The sequence below is a fragment of the Streptomyces sp. NPDC057702 genome (assembly GCF_042799315.1).
GTDB lineage: Bacteria > Actinomycetota > Actinomycetes > Streptomycetales > Streptomycetaceae > Streptomyces.
Genome location: NZ_JBHVJC010000032.1, coordinates 97,994 through 113,090 on the forward strand (window position 1 = coordinate 97,994; position 15,097 = coordinate 113,090).

Sequence of the window (15,097 nt, forward strand, 5' to 3'; positions counted from 1 at the left end):
CCGCGCAGGATGGCCGTCATGGACCCCGAACTCGAAGCGTTCGTCCCCCTGTTCCCCAAGGCCGACCTGCGCGACCCGGTCGTCGAGCGGGCGGGCCTGGCCGCGCTGGCCGGCTCCGTGCCCGCGCCGGACACCACCGGCATGGCCGTCGAGGACCGCACGGTCCCCGGCGACCCGGCGGTGCCCGTACGCCTCTACCGCCCGCACGCGGCGGCGCCCGGCGCCGTCGTCTGGCTGCACGGCGGCGGCTGGGTGATGGGCGACGTGGAGACCGAACACCCGTGGGCCGCGCGGCTGGCGGCGGCCTCCGGCGCGGTGGTGGTCTCGGTGGGCTACCGGCTGGCCCCCGAACACCCCTTCCCGGCCGCCCTGGACGACGCGTACACCGTGCTGAACTGGACCGTCGAGCACGCCGGGGAACTCGGGGTCGCACCGGATCGGATCGCGGTCGGCGGGCACAGCGCCGGCGCGGGGATCGCGGCCGGGCTCGCGCTGCGCTCCCGCGACGAGCAGGGCCCACCGATCCGCTACCAGCTCCTGAACCAGCCGGGGCTCGACGACCGCCGGCGCACCTGGTCGCGACGGAACCTCACCGACACGCCGTGGATGAACAGCTCGAACGTCACCACCGCGTGGGGGCACTACCTGGGCGGTCGCGCGGCCACGCCCTACGCCGCCCCCGCGCGGGCCACCGACCTCACCGGCCTGCCGCCCGCCTACGTCGCCGCCGCCGAGCTGTGCCCCAACCGCGACGAGGACATCGAGTACGCGCTACGGCTGCTCCGGGCCGGGGTCTCCGTCGAACTGCACCACTGGGCCGGCACCTTCCACGGCTCGCAGGCCATCCTCTCCGCCGAGGTCTCGCAGCGGCAGTTCGCCGAACTCGGCGCCACCCTGCGCCGCGCCCTGACCACCTGAGCCGGCCCCGGCCGCTGGCCCCGCGTACCCGCCCGCCCATCCGTCCACCGGCCCGCCACCCACCGACACGCCGTGACCAAGCCAAGGAGCACACCGTGACCGTGACCCCGATCGACCTCTTCGCCACCTTCGTCCAGCTGGACCAGGGCGGCCGGGCCCGGGCCAAGGAGCCGGAGTTCGACCACGCCGGCGAGGGCTGGCAGGTCATGACCTTCCACGCCGCGACCGACGCGGACGTGCACGGCGACCACTGGGAGGTGCACCCGCACGCGGAGGAGGTCGTCTCCTGTCTGGCCGGCGGGATACGCCTGTACTTCCGCCCGGAGCGGGCCGGCGAGCCGGAGGAGGAGGTCGCGCTCCCGGCCGGCAGCGCGGTCATCGTGCCGCGCGGGCGCTGGCACCGCATCGCCCTGGACGCGCCCAGCGACCTGATGTCCGTCACCGTGCCGCGCGGCAGCCGCCTGGAGCCGCGCGCGCCGCGCGGCTGAGCGCGCGGGTCCGTCGCGCGGTGCCGAGCCGACCCGCCCCCGGCCCCCGGTGCCACCGCGTACGCGCCCCCGGCGCCCGCCGCGTACACCCTCCCGGCGGCGGGCGCGTACGCCGTACGGTTCGCCCCGTCGCGGCCTGCTGCATATATTCATGCAGATAAGGCCGTATCTGAATGAGCGGCGCGGCGTGGCCCGGCCCGTCCGGGGTCGGGCCGGGCCGGTGGGCGAGCGCACGCGGGGCGCCGATGTCGCCGGGAGGGCACGATGGATCAGACGCCGGACGCGAGCGGGGCGGCGGCGCGGCTCCAGCGACTCTTCGAGGGCCACCGGCTCACGCCCACCCAGCGCCGGATCGCGCACTGCATGGTCCGCCGCGCCGCCGACGCGCCCTTCCTCTCCAGCGTCGAACTCGCCGAACTCGCCGGCGTCAGCCAGCCGTCGGTGACCCGCTTCGCGGTGGCGCTCGGCTTCGACGGCTACCCGGGGTTGCGCAAGCACCTGCGCGAGGTCGCCCCGAGCGAGCGGAGTGCCGGGCAGGCGGCGGCCAACGAGTACCAGCAGGCCGTCCAGGCCGAGATCGACAACCTGCGCCACCTCGCCACGCTGCTGGCCGACCCGGAGCCCGTCGCCCGCGCCGGCCGACTGCTCGCCGCCTCCCGCCCGCTGCCCGTGCTGGGCCTGCGCGCGGCCTCGGCGCAGGCGGCGGGGTTCAGCTACTTCGCGCGCAAGGTGCACCCGGACGTCCGACTGCTCGACGAGGGCGGCACGATGCTCGCCGACCGCATCGACGCGGCCACCACCGCCGGCGCGAGCGCCCTGCTGTGCTTCGCGCTGCCGCGCCACCCGCGCGAGGTGGTCGCGGCGCTGGAGTACGCGCGCTCGGCCGGCCTGGCCGTCGTCACGGTCGCCGACAGCGCGTTCGCCCCGGTCGCCGGGCACAGCGACCTGCTGCTGCCGGCCGCCGTGGGTACCGGGCTCGCCTTCGACACGGCCTGCGCGCCGATGCTGCTGGGGCGGGTGCTGCTGGAGGCGATGTGCGACGCGCTGCCCGACGCGCAGGCCCGCCTGGAGGAGTTCGACGCCAAGGCGGCGGCGCGCGGCCTCTTCGAGGACTGACGCGCCGCCGCCCTCTCGTGGACCGACGGGCCGACGCCGTCCGGGGGGCCGACGGGCCGCCCGCCGCCGTGGCACCCCGCGCCCACGCGACCCGGGCCCGCGCCCCGTCGGACCGCCGACGACGCGCCCCGGGCTCGGCGACCGGCCCCGCGCCCGCTCGCGGGGCGCCGCCCGGCCGGGTGTCTCAGCGAACTCTCATCCGCGCTGAGTACAGTCCCGCCGCAAGGGGCTCACCCCGGCGCGAGCGCGCGCCGGCGGAGCCGCACGCAAAGTGATGACCGAGATCGAGGAGGCAGGACGTGGGGCGCGGCGCGTACGCGGTGGCACGGGTGGCGGTGTTGGTGCGGGCACCCGCTGGGTGGCTGTGGTGGCTGGGGTGGGGCGCGGCGGGCCTCGGGCTGCTCGTCCCGAGCGTGACCGGCCGCACGATCGGCGTCCTGGCCGGCGCCGCCCTGTTCCTGGTCGCGCTGGCGGTGAGCGCCCTGGTGCGGCGCGGGCGGTACGCCGCACTCGCGCGCTCCGCCTCACGTGCCGGCAAGACCGTCGTCCTCCAGGACCGCGCCGTCAGCGTGCGCGGTTGGCGGCGCGCGCACCGGTGGCACCTGGCGGCGCTGTTCGCGCTGGCGGTCGGCACCTCGTTCGTGGCCCCCGCGACGGTCGGGATGCTGCTGGCCGGCGTGGGCGCCGGGCTGTGGTGGAAGGCCCTGTGGATCGGCCGCTGGGAAGAGGACCACGACGCGCTGCTGTGGGTGCGGACGGACGCGCTGCCGGGCCCGTGGTCGCTCGGCGGCCCGGGGCACGCGTCCGTACGCGGTTACCTGACGACGGGCGCGATCGCGGGCGACGCGCGGCCCGGCGGCGCCAGGCGCGGTGCCACCCCCGCACCGGTCCGCTGACCACCGACCCGCTGGTCTCCGCCCCGCCAAGGGCCCGACGGCCCGGCTCCGCGCGGTGGCCGAGGCTTTGCCGAACGGTCAGCCACCGCCCCAGCTCACCGGACTAACGTGCTGGTCAGGCCGCTCGACCGGGCGGTGATCAGCAGCCGGACCCGGCCCCGGAGCCGCATCCGGCACCCAGGGCGGGAGCACGCGATGCGCGGACGTCAGGACACCGGAACGACCACCCCGGACGAGCGGGAGCCGGCCCCACGGACCGGGGCCGCGACGCCCGGGGCCGCGACGCTCGGGGCCGCGACGTCCGGGGCCACGGTGTCCGGGACCGCGCGCGGCGGGACCGCGCGGCGCGGGGCCCCGACGTCCAGACCCCCGGCTGCCGGGGGCGCGGCGCTCGCGGACGGGGCGGACGGGGACGGGGCGCTTGGGGGCACGGCCCTCGACGGCGTGACCCTTGACGGCGCGTTGCCTGACGGTGCGTTGCCTGACGGTGCGTTGCCTGACGGCGCGCTCCCCGGTGACGCGGTGCCGCCCGGCGCGGCTGCCGGGGACGCGATGCCCGGGGGCGTGGCGGCTGGTGGCGCGGTGTCCGGTGGCGGTTCCGGGGGTGACTCCGGCGGCGGGGCCGACCGTGGTTCCGGTGGGGGTTGCGGTGACGGTCCCGGCGGCGGGCTCGCGCCCGTCGCGCTGCGGGAGGTCGCGGCCGGGCTACCCCGGGCGTGGCACTCGCGGGTGGTCGGCCGTGTCGGTACGAGCGCGGTCAAGGTGTCGCGGATGAGCGAACTGCCGCTGGCACTGGAGAGCCACGCCAGCACCGAGGCGCTGCTCGTGCTCGACGGCTTCCTCGCCGCCGAGGTGCGCGGCGAGCCGGTGGACGTACGCGCCGGCGAACTGCTCGTCGTCCCCGCCGGCGCCCCGCACCGGGCCCGCCCCGGCAGCACGGGCACCCTCCTGATCGTCGAGGTCGACCCGCCGCCGCACCGGTGACCGACGAAGCGGAGTCAGCCCGCGCGGCGCGGTCTCGTGACGTACGCGTCAGAGGGGCCGGCCGGCGACCGTGCGGCGGCGCTCTCTCCGTGGGGCTGGCCGGGCCTGGTGGCTGGTGGCTGGGCTCGTAGGGGTGGGGGCGGCGGAAGCCGGGCGTGGGTGGGCTGGCTGGTGACCGTGCGGCGGCGTTCTCTCCGTGGGGCTGGCCGGGCCTGGTGGCTGGTGGCTGGGCTTGTACGGGTGGGGGCGGCGGAAGCCGGGCGTGGGTGGGGGCCGCGAGGTGGGCCCGTGACCGCGAGGTGGCGCTCTCCCCGTGGGGCTGGCCGGGCCGAGGACGCGCGGCTGGGCTCGTACCGGCTCGGGAGGCGGGCCGCTGGCGGGGCCAGTGGCGTGCGGCGGCGGGGCGTCGTGGTCGTGGTGTCCGGGTGTCGGGCGCGGGTGGGGACGGACGGACGGTCGGGCGGGGGTGGTGGCGGGGCGTCAGTACCGGAGCAGGGCCGCCACGCCGTCCGTCGCGCGTGCGGGCGGCAGGATCTCGGTGAAGGACGCGCCGCTCAGGGCCGCCGCGCGCAGCAGCAGGGGCGCGGCGGGTGCCCGGAACGCCGTCGGGTCATCGCCCAGCGCCGCCGGGTCGGTGCCCAGCGCCAGCGGGTCGCGGCGGGAGGCGTACAGGTCCGGGTCGTCGGTGCGGTCGGCGGCCAGCAGCAGGGTCGCCACCCGGCCCGCCGTCAACGCCTCCTGCACGGCCGGGACGCCCTGCGCGGCCCGCCCCTCGGCCAGCTCGGCCTCCAGGGTCGCCAGGGCGTCGAGGTGCCGGGCCGTCATGGCCGTGCGCATGGCCACGTCCACGCTGGCCCGCAGCGCCGCGCGGGCCGAGACGTCGCTTCGGCCGCCTTCTCCGTAGACCAGTTCCCCGACCGGTGGCCGCTCGCTCAGGTGCTCGCGCAGCAGCCCGATCGCCTTGGGGTCCCCGGCGATCAGCACCACCGCCGCGTCCACCTCGGCCGCCGCCGCCCGGACGTCGTCCGCCACCTGCCGGGTGTTCTCCGTCCACAGGTTGACCGACCGTCGGTGGAAGGACGCCTGTGCCTCGGCGCCCGCCCTGACCCGGCTGATGTGCAGCGTGCTGCCGTTGAACGTGCGCTCCAGGGAGGGCTCGTGCGCGGCGGCCGGGTAGGCGCTGACGTCGCCGCCCTCCCGGTCGACGGCGACCACCACGTGCGGAAGCTGGTGGTCCCGGTCGAGCACCAGGCCCAGCGGGTCGGGCACCGGCAGCAACCGCGCGGTGTCGGCGGCGGGCGGCTCGGCCAACGTGAAGGCCCCCAGCAGTCGCCCGCCCGACGCGAACAGCGCCTCCCCCTGCGGCCCCGGCACCTCGGCGACGCCGCCGACCGCCCGACCCAGCACCGCGAGCGTCTCCGGGTCCGCGCCCTGGTCGGTCAGCGACCGCAGGGCCGCCCGCCAGCGCAGCTCGATCCGCTGGTCGGCGTCGTGCGTCGCACGTGAGGTGTCCAGGTGAACGGAGGCGACAGGGCTCTCGCCCTCGTACAGACGGTGAAGAAACGCGAGATCCATCGTGTGCGGGCCGGGCGGCCCCACCACCCTTCTGCGGAGGCATGCCACGCCGCACTTTAAGTCCCTTCTTCGCCGCTTTGTCGGATACGCGGCCCGCGTCGCCACCCTCCGCCCACGACGGCCGCCGCCGTGCCTCCGAAAGGGGCGCGCGTGAAACCCGGGTGCGCGCGGCCCGATGCGACTGCGACGATGCGGCGAGGTGCGGCCGGGCCCGTGGGACGACGGGTGGCGTGGCCGGCCGGGCACACGACGCGGGAGGGCTCGTGCCGGCAGATCCACGCTCCACGGGGTGCCTGATCATCTCGGGCATGCCCGGTTCGGGGAAGTCCACGGTCGCGCCCCTGGTGGCCGAGCACTACGAGCGCGCGGCCCACATCAGCGGTGACGTCCTGTCGTACATGGTGGTGCGGGGGCGCGTCGGCTTCCTCGGCGAGCCGGCCGCCGAGTCGCGGCGGCAGGCGATGCTGGGCGCCCGCAACATGTGCGCGCTGGCCGCCAACTTCGCCGAGCACGACATCCTCCCCGTCATCGAGCACACCATCGCCGACCGCGAGATGCTCGACGCCATGGTGGGCTGGCTGCGCCCGCGACCCGTGCGGTTCGTCGTGCTGGCACCGCCGCTCGCGGTGTGCCGGGAGCGCAACGCGCGGCGCCCCGAGCGCGCCCGGGTCCACTTCGACTTCGCCCCGCAGTACGAGCGGCTCCGCGCACGCCTGGGCGACACCGGCTGGTGGCTGGACACCGCGACCCAGACCCCACGGGAGACGGCCGCCGCGATCGCGGCCCACGCGCACGAGCGGGCGACCCTGTGAGCCCGCGTCCCGGTGCGCCGGGACGCCCCGACGGCTGGTTCGACGCAGGGTGAGGCTTGGGGTAAAGTGGATCACGCAACGCCGCCCCGAGGGGCGGGGGTTGATGCGTCGGTCGTCTAAGGAAAGATACTCGTCTCCAAACGAGGGATGTAGGTGCAAGGCCTGCTCGGCGCTCTGTTGGAAGCCCTTCTCCGGTCACACTGGGGGAGGGCTTCCGTCGTGTGAGACCGCGTTCGTGCGCGACATGGGCGAACGCACCGGCACGCCGCCCCGTCCGGGGCCCGTGTGGCGGGGCGTCAGGCGCGCGGGACGCGTCGGGGCGGGTGGGCCGTCGCGTACGGCGGGCCGTCAGGCGTCCAGGGCCGCCAGCGCGTCCGGGTGGGCGCCGCCGCTCTCGGCCACGATCTCGTCGACGGTCTGCGGCTCACGCACGGTCGCGAACCGTACGCCCGTCGCCGCGCCCGGATCGAGCACGAAGCCGTAGACACCCGGCCGGGGCAGGCTGTTGTAGGCGAAGTGGTGGCAGAAGTAGTACGCGCCGGTGTCCAGGAGCGCCGTCAGGTCGCCCTCGGCCAGCAGCGGCAGCGGCCGGTTCTGGGCCACCAGGTCGCCGGCGAAGCAGCAGGGGCCGGCCACGTCCTGCGGCACCGGCGCGCCCTCCTTGGGCCGCCCCCGTGAGGTGTAGCCGGCGACGCGGATGGGCCAGGAGCGCGGGGCGAAGACGGTGCGCGTGGCCACCTGGGCGCCCGCGTGGGTGATGGCGATCGCGCGGCCCCCGGCCGACTTGGTGTACTCCACGCGCGCCAGCACCGTGCCCGTCTTGGCCAGCAGAGCCCGGCCGAACTCGGTGACCAGCGCGTACCGGCCGTCGAAGAGCCCGGGAACCGTCGCGTGCAACAGCCGCGCGTAGTCGCCGAAGGTCGGGGCGAGGGTGTCGGAGGCGAAGTTGACCGGCAGCCCGCCGCCCAGGTCGAGTCCGGTGATCTGGCGTCGGCCGGCCGCCTCGTTGATCTCCTCGGCCAGCTCGTACACCTGGCGCACGCCGCTGGCGATCAGCTCCAGCGGAACGCCCTGCGAGCCGATGTGCGCGTGCAGCCGGGTGAGCCACGGGCGGGCCAGCACGGCGGCCACGATCCGGGACCTGACCTCGGCCGGGGAGCCGCCACGCGGGCCGTCGTCGCGGAGTGGCACGCCGAACTTGGACGTCGCCGTCGCCGTGCTCAGCGCGCTGATCGTGCCCCCGCCCACCTGCGGGTTGACCCGCAGGCCCAGCGGCGAGGTGGTCGGTTCGGCGGCCACCAGCGCGTCCAGGCGGGCCAACTCCTGGTAGCTGTCGGCGTTGACGGCCACACCCAGCGACAGGGCCGTGCGCAGTTCGGCCACGGTCTTGGCGGGCGAGTCCAGCACCAGGCGCTCCGGGGGTACGCCCGCCGCCTGGGCCAAGGCCAGTTCGCCGGGGCTGGCCACCTCGCAGCCCAGCCCCGTGTCGGCCAGCAGCCGCAACACCGGTACCAGCCCCGCCGCCTTGACCGCGAACGCGTGCAACACCGGCGTGCCCGGCGCGGTGACCTCGGCGAACGCGGCCTGGAGCGCGACCGCGCCAGCCCGCACCGCGGCCACGTCCACCAGAGCGATCACCGGTGCGTCCGGGTTGATCAGGCCCTGCTCGACGGCGGCCCGTACCGCCACGTCGCGCCGCCGCGCGGCGGCTTCGCCCGGTTCGGCGTCCGTGGCGCCCGGGGTGCGCTCGGCGCGCGCCGCGCGCGTGGGGCCCGCCGCGCGCGCGGCGTCGGCGTTCGGGGACGCGGCGCCCGAGCCCGGCCCGGCTCCCGGGCGCGGCCGGTCTTCCGGGCCCGCCGTCGACCCGCCGCCCGGGGGCGAGTCAGCCCCCGCCGCCGTTGGTCGCCCTCGCGGCGCGTCGTCCGCCGGCTGGTGGCCCGTCTCCGTTGAGGTCATGCCCGCCACTCCACCACCGTGGCCGCGCGCTGCCCAGTACGCGTGGCCGGCCGGGCACGGCGCGTCGGCGAGCGACCACGCCACTGGGCGTAGTACGCGTCGTACCCGCCGAGGGGCGTGCGCGTGGGCGCGGGGCGGGCGCGTGGGGCCCGGGAGCACGACGGGGCGGACGGTGGCGCGTGGGGTCCAAGGCCACGACGGGAGCGGTGGCGGTGGCGAGTGGGGCCCAGGGCGGCGCTTCTCGCCGGGGCGCGTCGCTCGGCCGGGGTCAGGCGCGTATCGGAGGGGCGGAGCCGAGGGTGTGTCGCACGGGCGGGGTCAGGCGCGTATCGGAGGGATGGGGTCGGGGCGTTGTCGTCCGGGCGTGCCCGGGGGCGTGCGTACCGCTCGGTTCTCGGTGCCGACGGCGCGCTGGTTACAGTGACGCGCGGTCGCCAGCCGTCGAGAGCCGAGGAGGGCCAGCATGGGGGAGCCGGGCGGGGAGCCAGTCGACGGGCCGGGCGCGACGGGCCCACCGGGCGCGGGCGACGGGGGGCGGGCCCGGGCCGGCGCGAGCCAGGGCGGCGAGGTCGGGGAGCAGCGGGCCGGGCGGATGCTCGGGGTCAACGTGCGCGCGCTGCGCGTGGAGCGCGGGCTCTCGCTGTCGGAGGTCGCGCGCAGGTCCGGCGTCGCCAAGAGCGCGCTGTCCCAACTGGAGAGCGGCCAGGGCAACCCCACCCTCCAGACGGTGTTCTCTCTGGCGAACGCTTTGCAGGTTCCGGTGTCCGACCTGCTCGCCGAACCGGCCCCGCCCGACGTGCTGGTGGTGCGCTCGGCCGGCCTGGAGGTACTCCGCAGCCGGGCCGTGGACCTGCGCATGCTGCGGCGGATCGAACCGCGCGGCGGAGTGCTCGAACTGTACGACCAGCGGGTGCGGCCGGGCGCGCGCCAGCACTCGGACGGCCACCCCGGACTGGAACACGTCGTGGTCACGCAGGGTTTCCTGCGCGTCGGACCGCCGGCCGACCCGTACGAACTGGGCCCGGGGGACTATGTCTGCCTGCCCGGTTCGCAGCCCCACATCTACGAGAGCGCCGGGCCGGAACCCGTCCTCTCGGTCCTCCTCATCGAGTATCCGGCCGGCACCGGTATTGACCGCCCCCCGATGCCGCACTAGCGTCACCAACGTTCTTTCTGGAGAACGGCGGTGCGCTGCGTGCACGCTTCATGGACGAACCCACGGCATCCCGACGCGGTCGTCGTCGGCGGCGGCATCATCGGCGCGGCCTGCGCCGAGGCCCTGACCCGGCGCGGCGTGCGGGTGCTGGTGCTCGACCGGGGCCCCCTCGCCTCGGCGACCACCGCCAGCGGCGAGGGCAACCTCCTGGTGTCCGACAAACCCCCGGGGCCCGAACTCGCCCTGGCCCTCTCGTCGTTGGCCCGCTGGCCCGTGCTGCTGGCCGGGCTGCGGGAGGAGCTCGGGCCGCGCCGCGCGGCGAGCGAGTACGAGGCCAAGGGCGGGCTCGTCGTCGCGATCGGCGCGGCCGAGTCGGCCGCCCTGCGCGCCTTCGCCGCCACCCAGCGCACCGCCGGCGTACAGGCCCGCGAACTGGGCCCCGGCGAGGCCGCCGCGCGGGAACCACACCTGACGCCGCGCGCCGACACCGTCCTGCACTACCCCCAGGACGCCCAGCTCCAGCCGGTGTTGGCCGCGACGGCGCTGCTGGCGGCGGTCCGGGCGCGGGGGAGCGAGGTGCGCGGCGGTGTCACCGTGCTCGGCGTCCGGCGCGACCGGCGCGGCGGGGTGCGCGCGGTCCGCACCACGCGCGGCGACGTGCCGTGCGGCGCGGTCGTCAACGCCGCCGGCCCGTGGGCGGGTTCGTTCGCCGAGGCGGCCGGCGCCCCGCTGCCCGTCCTGCCGCGCCGTGGCCTGGTCCTGGTCACCGCCCCGCTGCCGCCCGGCACGGTGCGGCACAAGGTGTACGCCGCCGACTACGTCGGCGCGGTCGGCGCGGCCGACGCCGACCTGCGCACCTCGGCCGTCGTGGAGGCCACCCCGGCGGGCACCGTACTGATCGGCTCCAGCCGGCAGCGGGTGGGCTTCGACCCGGCCATCCCGGTGCCGGTGCTGCGTGAACTGGCCCGAGGGGCGATCACGTTGTTCCCCCTGCTGGCCGAGGTGCCGGTGCTGCGCGCGTACGGCGGCTTCCGCCCGTACACCCCCGACCACCTCCCCGTGATCGGCCCCGACCCGCGCCGCCCCGGCCTGTGGCACGCCACCGGCCACGAGGGCGCGGGCATCGGCCTCGCCGCCGCGACCGGCGACCTCCTCGCCGAACTCTTCACCGGTGAACCCCCACACCTGGACCCGGCCCCCTACCGGGTGGCCCGCCCGGGCCTCCGCCCCACGCCCGAGCCCGCGACCGAGGCCGAGGCCACGCGCCCGGCGCGCGCCGGGGCGGCGGGGTCGGTGGGGGAGGCGGGGTTGGCCAGGTTGGTCGGGGTGGCTGGGTTGGCTGGGTTGGCTACGTCCGTCGGGGTGGTGGGTGGTGCGGGGGCGGGTTCGGCGGCGGCTGAAGGGTTGCCGGAGCGTGTCGGATCGGTGGGGGACGGAGAGTTGGCGGCACGCCGGGCAGTGGCCGGGGCGGTGGGGCGAGCCGAAACGGGTGAGGCGGTGGCGTCGGGGCCCGGGGCGGGGGAGGAGCCGGCGGGAGGCGCGGGGGTGTGGGGAGGTTCGGCCGACGCGGCGGAGGCGAGCGGGTTCGGCGCGGTGGGGCTCACCGTGGACGGCGCCGCGCGGCGCGCCCGCCCGGGCGACACGGTGGCCGCCGTACTGCTCGGCATGGGGCGGGCGGCGTGGCGTACGACCCGGGGTGGCGGTCGGCGGCGCGGCGTCTTCTGTGGCATCGGGGTGTGTCACGACTGCCTCGTGGTGGTCAACGGACTCCCCGACGTGCGGGCCTGCCTGCGCGAGGTCGCCCCGGGCGACGTGGTGGAGACACAACGGGGCGCGGAGTTGCCGCGCTCCGCAGCCACCCCCCTCCCACCCTCCTCACCCCGTACGCCGGGGACCGGCCAGGCTGCCACTGACCACACCACCACCGCCCCGGTTGTCACGGACCCCGCTGTCTCCGGGCGGAAGGGCGCCGCCCCGGTCGCTACTGGCCCGGCTGTCGCCGACCCGGTCGACACCGGCCGGCCCGGTACCGGTCCGGCGACCACTGGCCGGCCCGGCGCCACCCCGGCTGCCGCCGGACGGATCGGCACCGATCAGACCGGCCGCGCGACGGATCGCACCGACAGCGGCCCGCGCCGCCCCCGTGGGGCGAGCGCCGACGACGACGGAGACGGAAGGGGCCGGGCATGACGGAGAGACGGCGGATCGTCGTCATCGGCGCCGGGCCGGCCGGGCTGCACGCGGCGCTGGCCGCCGCCCGGGCGGGTGCGCGGGTGGTCCTGGTGGACAACGGCGCTCGCGCCGGCGGCCAGTACCACCGCCACGCACCCCCCGACCCCCCTCCCACGAACCCGGGCACCCCGCGCGGAGGCGACCACCTGGCGCCGGGCCCAGCCTCCGGGCCGGCCTCCGCCCCGAGCTCTTGCGTGGTGGGCCAGTCCGGGGGGTCGGCCGCCGGTCTGGGGGGCCACCTGGTGGTGGGCGCGGCCACGGAGCCGGCAGGCGAGCACCTGGCGGCGGGCCCAGCCTCCGGGCCGGCCCCCGGCCCGGGCTCTTGCGTGGTGGGCCAGTCCGAGGGGTCGGCCGCCGGTCTGGGAGGCCACCTGGTGGTGGGCGCGGCCACGGAGTCGGCAGGCGAGTATCTGGCGGCGGGGCCAGCCGCCGGGCCGGCCTCCGCCCCGGGCTCTTGCGTGGTGGGTCAGTTCGAGGGGTCGGCCGCCGGTCTGGGGGGCCACCCGGTGGTGGGCGCGGCCACGGAGCCGGCAGGCGAGCATCTGGCGGCGGGCCCAGCTTCCGGGCCGGCCCCTGGGCATGCCCTCCGCTCGGGCCTCTCCGTCGCAGGTCAGCATCCGGCGCCGGGGCCAGCCGCCGGGCCGGCCTCCGCCCCGGGCTCTTGCGTGGTGGGTCAGTTCGAGGGGTCGGCCGCCGGTCTGGGAGGCCACCTGGTGGTGGGCGCGGCCACGGAGCCGGCAGGCGAACACCTGGCGGCGGGCCCAGCCGCCGGGCCGGCCCCCGGCCCGACGGGCCACCCCGCGACGGGCCGGCGGCCGGCGTCGGGCTCGCGTCCCGGGCCCCGTCTCCCCACAGCGGGCCAGCGTCTCGTGAGGGATGTCGCCGCTCATCCCGCGATCGATCACTGGCCGCACAGCACGGCCTGGTCCATCGAGCCGGGGCGGGGGACGGGCGGAGCGGCGTCGCCGCATGTCGTCCACGTGCTCACCGGGCCGGCCGACGGGTTCCGTACGCCGCGTACGCTGCACGCCGACGCGCTGGTGCTCTGCCCTGGGGCGTTCGACCGGTCGTTGCCCTTCCCGGGCTGGGACCTGCCCGGCGTGGTGACGGCGGGCGCCGCCCAGGCGTTGGCCAAGGGGCAGCGGGTCGCCGTGGGGCGGCGGGTGGTCGTCTCGGGCGCCGGGCCGTTCCTGCTGCCGGTGGCGGCGGCGCTGCTGGGCGTGGGCGCGCGGGTGGTCGCGGTGCTGGAGGCCGGCTCGCCGGTGGGCTGGCTGCGCTCGCCGCTCGCCGCGCTGCGCGACGGGCGGGGCAAGCTCCCCGAACTCTCCTCGTACGCCGCCACGCTGGCCCGCCACCGGGTCCCGTACCGCACCCGACGGGCGGTCGTCGCCGCGCACGGCGAGGACCGGTTGCGCGCCGTGACCACCGCCCGGCTCGCGCCCGACTGGACCGTACGGCCCGGCAGCGAGCGCCGGATCGACGACGTGGACGCGTTGTGCGTGAGCTACGGGTTCACCCCGCAACTCGAACTCGCCCTCGCCGTCGGCTGCGCCGTCGAGGACGGCCCCGACGGTACGCCGCGTGTCGCGCTGCGCGCGGGGCAGGCCACGACGGTGCCACGGGTGTACGCCGCCGGAGAGTTGACCGGCGTCGGCGGGGCCGAACTCGCGGCACACGAAGGAGAGTTGGCGGGAGTATCGGCCGCCGACGCCTTGGGTCTGCGGGGTGCCGACCCGGAGCGGGTGGCGTGGTTGCGGCGCCGGGTCCGCTCGGGCCGCCGCTTCGCCGCCGCGCTGGCGCGCGCCCATCCGGTGCGGCCGGGCTGGCGCGGGTGGCTGACCGGCGACACGCTCGTCTGCCGCTGCGAGGAGGTGTCGTACGACGCGCTGCGCGCGGCCGTCGCCGAGCGGCACGTGGACGGCGTGCGCGCGCTGAAGCTCACCAGCCGCGCCGGGCTCGGCGCCTGCCAGGGCCGCACCTGCGGGCGCGCGATCACGGAACTGGCCACCGCGCTGACCCCGCCCCCGACGGAGTCCGCCAGCGCGCTCCCACCCGCCACCCGGTCCCGCACCACGCCCCGTTACGCCGACCGGTACGCCATCGACGCCCGCCCCATCGCCCAACCGATCCGCCTCGGCGACCTCGCCAACCCCCCACCCGAACCCTCGCCCCAACCCGCCAACTCTCCGCAGCAGGCGCGGGTGGGGTCTCCCGGGCCTGGTCCCGGTCCCGGTCCTGGGGGGCAGGGTGAATCCGCCGGCCCCCCGTCGGTGCGGGTGGCGGCTCCCGGTCCCGGGGGTCAGGGTGAACCCGTCAACCCCTCGCCGGTGCGGGCGGCTGCTCCCGAGCCCGGTGACCGGGGTGGACTCGCCGACTCCCCGCCAACGCGGGTGGCGGCTCCCGGTCCCGGGGGCCAGGTCGAACCCGTCAACTCCTCGCCGGTGCGGGCGGCTGCTCCCGAGCCCGGTGACCGGGGTGGACTCGCCGACTCCCCGCCAACGCGGGTGGGGGCTCCCGGCCCCGGGGGCCAGGTCGAACCCGTCAACCCCTCGCCGGTGCGGGCGGCTGCTCCCGTGCCCGGTGACCGGGGTGGACTCGCCGACTCCCCGCCAACGCGGGTGGCGTACCTGGGGCCCGAAGGCCCGGTGGGTCCCGCCACCTCCGCCGACACCTCGCCCGCGTCGGACGTAACCCCGGGCCCCGAGGGCTCACCCCAACCAGCCGACCCTCGCCCCGCACCGGAACCCGGCCCCGCACCCGACCCCGCACCCGACCCCGCACCCGGCCCCGCACCCGGCCCCGCACTCGGCCCCGCACCCGACCCCGCACCCGGCCCCGCACCCGACCCCGCGTCGGACCCCACCGCCCCCTAGGGCCTGTCCGGCGGATCACGGTCGGAGCCATAGGTGGATCGCCGCGACCGTGACGGTGCCGTGGAAGACGTAGGCCCTCTTGTCGTAGCGG

At 77.5% G+C, this 15,097-nt stretch carries 11 protein-coding genes and 2 pseudogenes; 11 read left to right on the forward strand and 2 right to left on the reverse strand.

Annotated elements, in window-relative coordinates; translation table 11 throughout:
• Positions 1 to 18 precede the first annotated feature (18 nt).
• The 5 genes from ACFVFR_RS24095 to ACFVFR_RS24115 all read left to right on the forward strand — a co-directional run bounded on the left by ACFVFR_RS24095 (position 19) and on the right by ACFVFR_RS24115 (position 4,402).
• Positions 19 to 918: an alpha/beta hydrolase gene (locus ACFVFR_RS24095; protein ID WP_383705068.1), complete on the forward strand. Its 900-nt coding sequence runs from the start codon at positions 19 to 21 to the stop codon at positions 916 to 918.
• Positions 919 to 1,013: 95 nt separating this feature from the next.
• Positions 1,014 to 1,406 (forward strand): cupin domain-containing protein, encoded by a 393-nt coding sequence (locus tag ACFVFR_RS24100; RefSeq protein ID WP_383705070.1) that lies wholly within the window; start codon positions 1,014 to 1,016, stop codon positions 1,404 to 1,406.
• A gap of 264 nt (positions 1,407 to 1,670) precedes the next feature.
• Positions 1,671 to 2,522 (forward strand): MurR/RpiR family transcriptional regulator, encoded by an 852-nt coding sequence (locus tag ACFVFR_RS24105; protein ID WP_383705072.1) that lies wholly within the window; start codon positions 1,671 to 1,673, stop codon positions 2,520 to 2,522.
• 299 nt (positions 2,523 to 2,821) lie between these two features.
• Positions 2,822 to 3,418 (forward strand): hypothetical protein, encoded by a 597-nt coding sequence (locus tag ACFVFR_RS24110; RefSeq protein WP_383705074.1) that lies wholly within the window; start codon positions 2,822 to 2,824, stop codon positions 3,416 to 3,418.
• A 771-nt stretch (positions 3,419 to 4,189) separates the two neighbouring features.
• Entirely contained in the window at positions 4,190 to 4,402 is a 213-nt protein-coding gene (locus ACFVFR_RS24115; RefSeq protein ID WP_383705076.1) for a cupin domain-containing protein, read from the forward strand.
• A gap of 480 nt (positions 4,403 to 4,882) precedes the next feature.
• On the opposite strand, the gene ACFVFR_RS24120 is transcribed toward ACFVFR_RS24115, so the two are convergent.
• Positions 4,883 to 5,977 carry a hypothetical protein gene (locus ACFVFR_RS24120; protein ID WP_383705078.1) on the reverse strand — a complete coding sequence of 365 codons (1,095 nt, stop codon included), beginning with the start codon at positions 5,975 to 5,977 and terminating at the stop codon, positions 4,883 to 4,885.
• A 308-nt stretch (positions 5,978 to 6,285) separates the two neighbouring features.
• On the opposite strand from ACFVFR_RS24120, the gene ACFVFR_RS24125 reads away from it, so the two are divergent.
• Positions 6,286 to 6,789 carry an AAA family ATPase gene (locus ACFVFR_RS24125; protein WP_383705080.1) on the forward strand — a complete coding sequence of 168 codons (504 nt, stop codon included), beginning with the start codon at positions 6,286 to 6,288 and terminating at the stop codon, positions 6,787 to 6,789.
• Between the two features lie 348 nt (positions 6,790 to 7,137).
• On the opposite strand, the gene ACFVFR_RS24130 is transcribed toward ACFVFR_RS24125, so the two are convergent.
• Positions 7,138 to 8,745: a diaminopimelate decarboxylase gene (locus ACFVFR_RS24130; RefSeq protein ID WP_383705082.1), complete on the reverse strand. Its 1,608-nt coding sequence runs from the start codon at positions 8,743 to 8,745 to the stop codon at positions 7,138 to 7,140.
• Between the two features lie 463 nt (positions 8,746 to 9,208).
• Between ACFVFR_RS24130 and ACFVFR_RS24135 the strand changes: the two genes are divergently transcribed.
• The 5 genes and pseudogenes from ACFVFR_RS24135 to ACFVFR_RS24155 all read left to right on the forward strand — a co-directional run bounded on the left by ACFVFR_RS24135 (position 9,209) and on the right by ACFVFR_RS24155 (position 15,006).
• Entirely contained in the window at positions 9,209 to 9,901 is a 693-nt protein-coding gene (locus ACFVFR_RS24135; protein ID WP_383705084.1) for a helix-turn-helix domain-containing protein, read from the forward strand.
• A gap of 39 nt (positions 9,902 to 9,940) precedes the next feature.
• Positions 9,941 to 11,125, forward strand: a pseudogene (locus ACFVFR_RS24140) (NAD(P)/FAD-dependent oxidoreductase); the annotation flags it as partial.
• Between the two features lie 381 nt (positions 11,126 to 11,506).
• The gene (locus ACFVFR_RS24145) at positions 11,507 to 12,091 is read left to right on the forward strand and encodes a 2Fe-2S iron-sulfur cluster-binding protein (protein WP_383705105.1); all 585 of its coding nucleotides are present in this window, start codon (positions 11,507 to 11,509) and stop codon (positions 12,089 to 12,091) included.
• A pseudogene (locus tag ACFVFR_RS24150) lies at positions 12,088 to 12,174 on the forward strand (FAD-dependent oxidoreductase); the annotation flags it as partial. The gene ACFVFR_RS24145 and the pseudogene ACFVFR_RS24150, both read left to right, overlap by 4 nt.
• Positions 12,175 to 13,002: 828 nt before the next feature.
• Entirely contained in the window at positions 13,003 to 15,006 is a 2,004-nt protein-coding gene (locus tag ACFVFR_RS24155; protein WP_383705107.1) for an FAD-dependent oxidoreductase, read from the forward strand.
• Positions 15,007 to 15,097: the final 91 nt, after the last annotated feature.

What these genes read in the sequence shown, in the direction of transcription:
- ACFVFR_RS24135 (WP_383705084.1), top strand. Translation starts at nt 9,209, where the DNA reads ATGGGGGAGCCGGGCGGGGAGCCAGTCGACGGGCCGGGCGCGACGGGC.
- ACFVFR_RS24120 (WP_383705078.1), bottom strand. Translation starts at nt 5,977, where the DNA reads ATGGATCTCGCGTTTCTTCACCGTCTGTACGAGGGCGAGAGCCCTGTC.
- ACFVFR_RS24130 (WP_383705082.1), bottom strand. Translation starts at nt 8,745, where the DNA reads ATGACCTCAACGGAGACGGGCCACCAGCCGGCGGACGACGCGCCGCGA.
- ACFVFR_RS24115 (WP_383705076.1), top strand. Translation starts at nt 4,190, where the DNA reads ATGAGCGAACTGCCGCTGGCACTGGAGAGCCACGCCAGCACCGAGGCG.
- ACFVFR_RS24095 (WP_383705068.1), top strand. Translation starts at nt 19, where the DNA reads ATGGACCCCGAACTCGAAGCGTTCGTCCCCCTGTTCCCCAAGGCCGAC.
- ACFVFR_RS24125 (WP_383705080.1), top strand. Translation starts at nt 6,286, where the DNA reads ATGCCCGGTTCGGGGAAGTCCACGGTCGCGCCCCTGGTGGCCGAGCAC.
- ACFVFR_RS24105 (WP_383705072.1), top strand. Translation starts at nt 1,671, where the DNA reads ATGGATCAGACGCCGGACGCGAGCGGGGCGGCGGCGCGGCTCCAGCGA.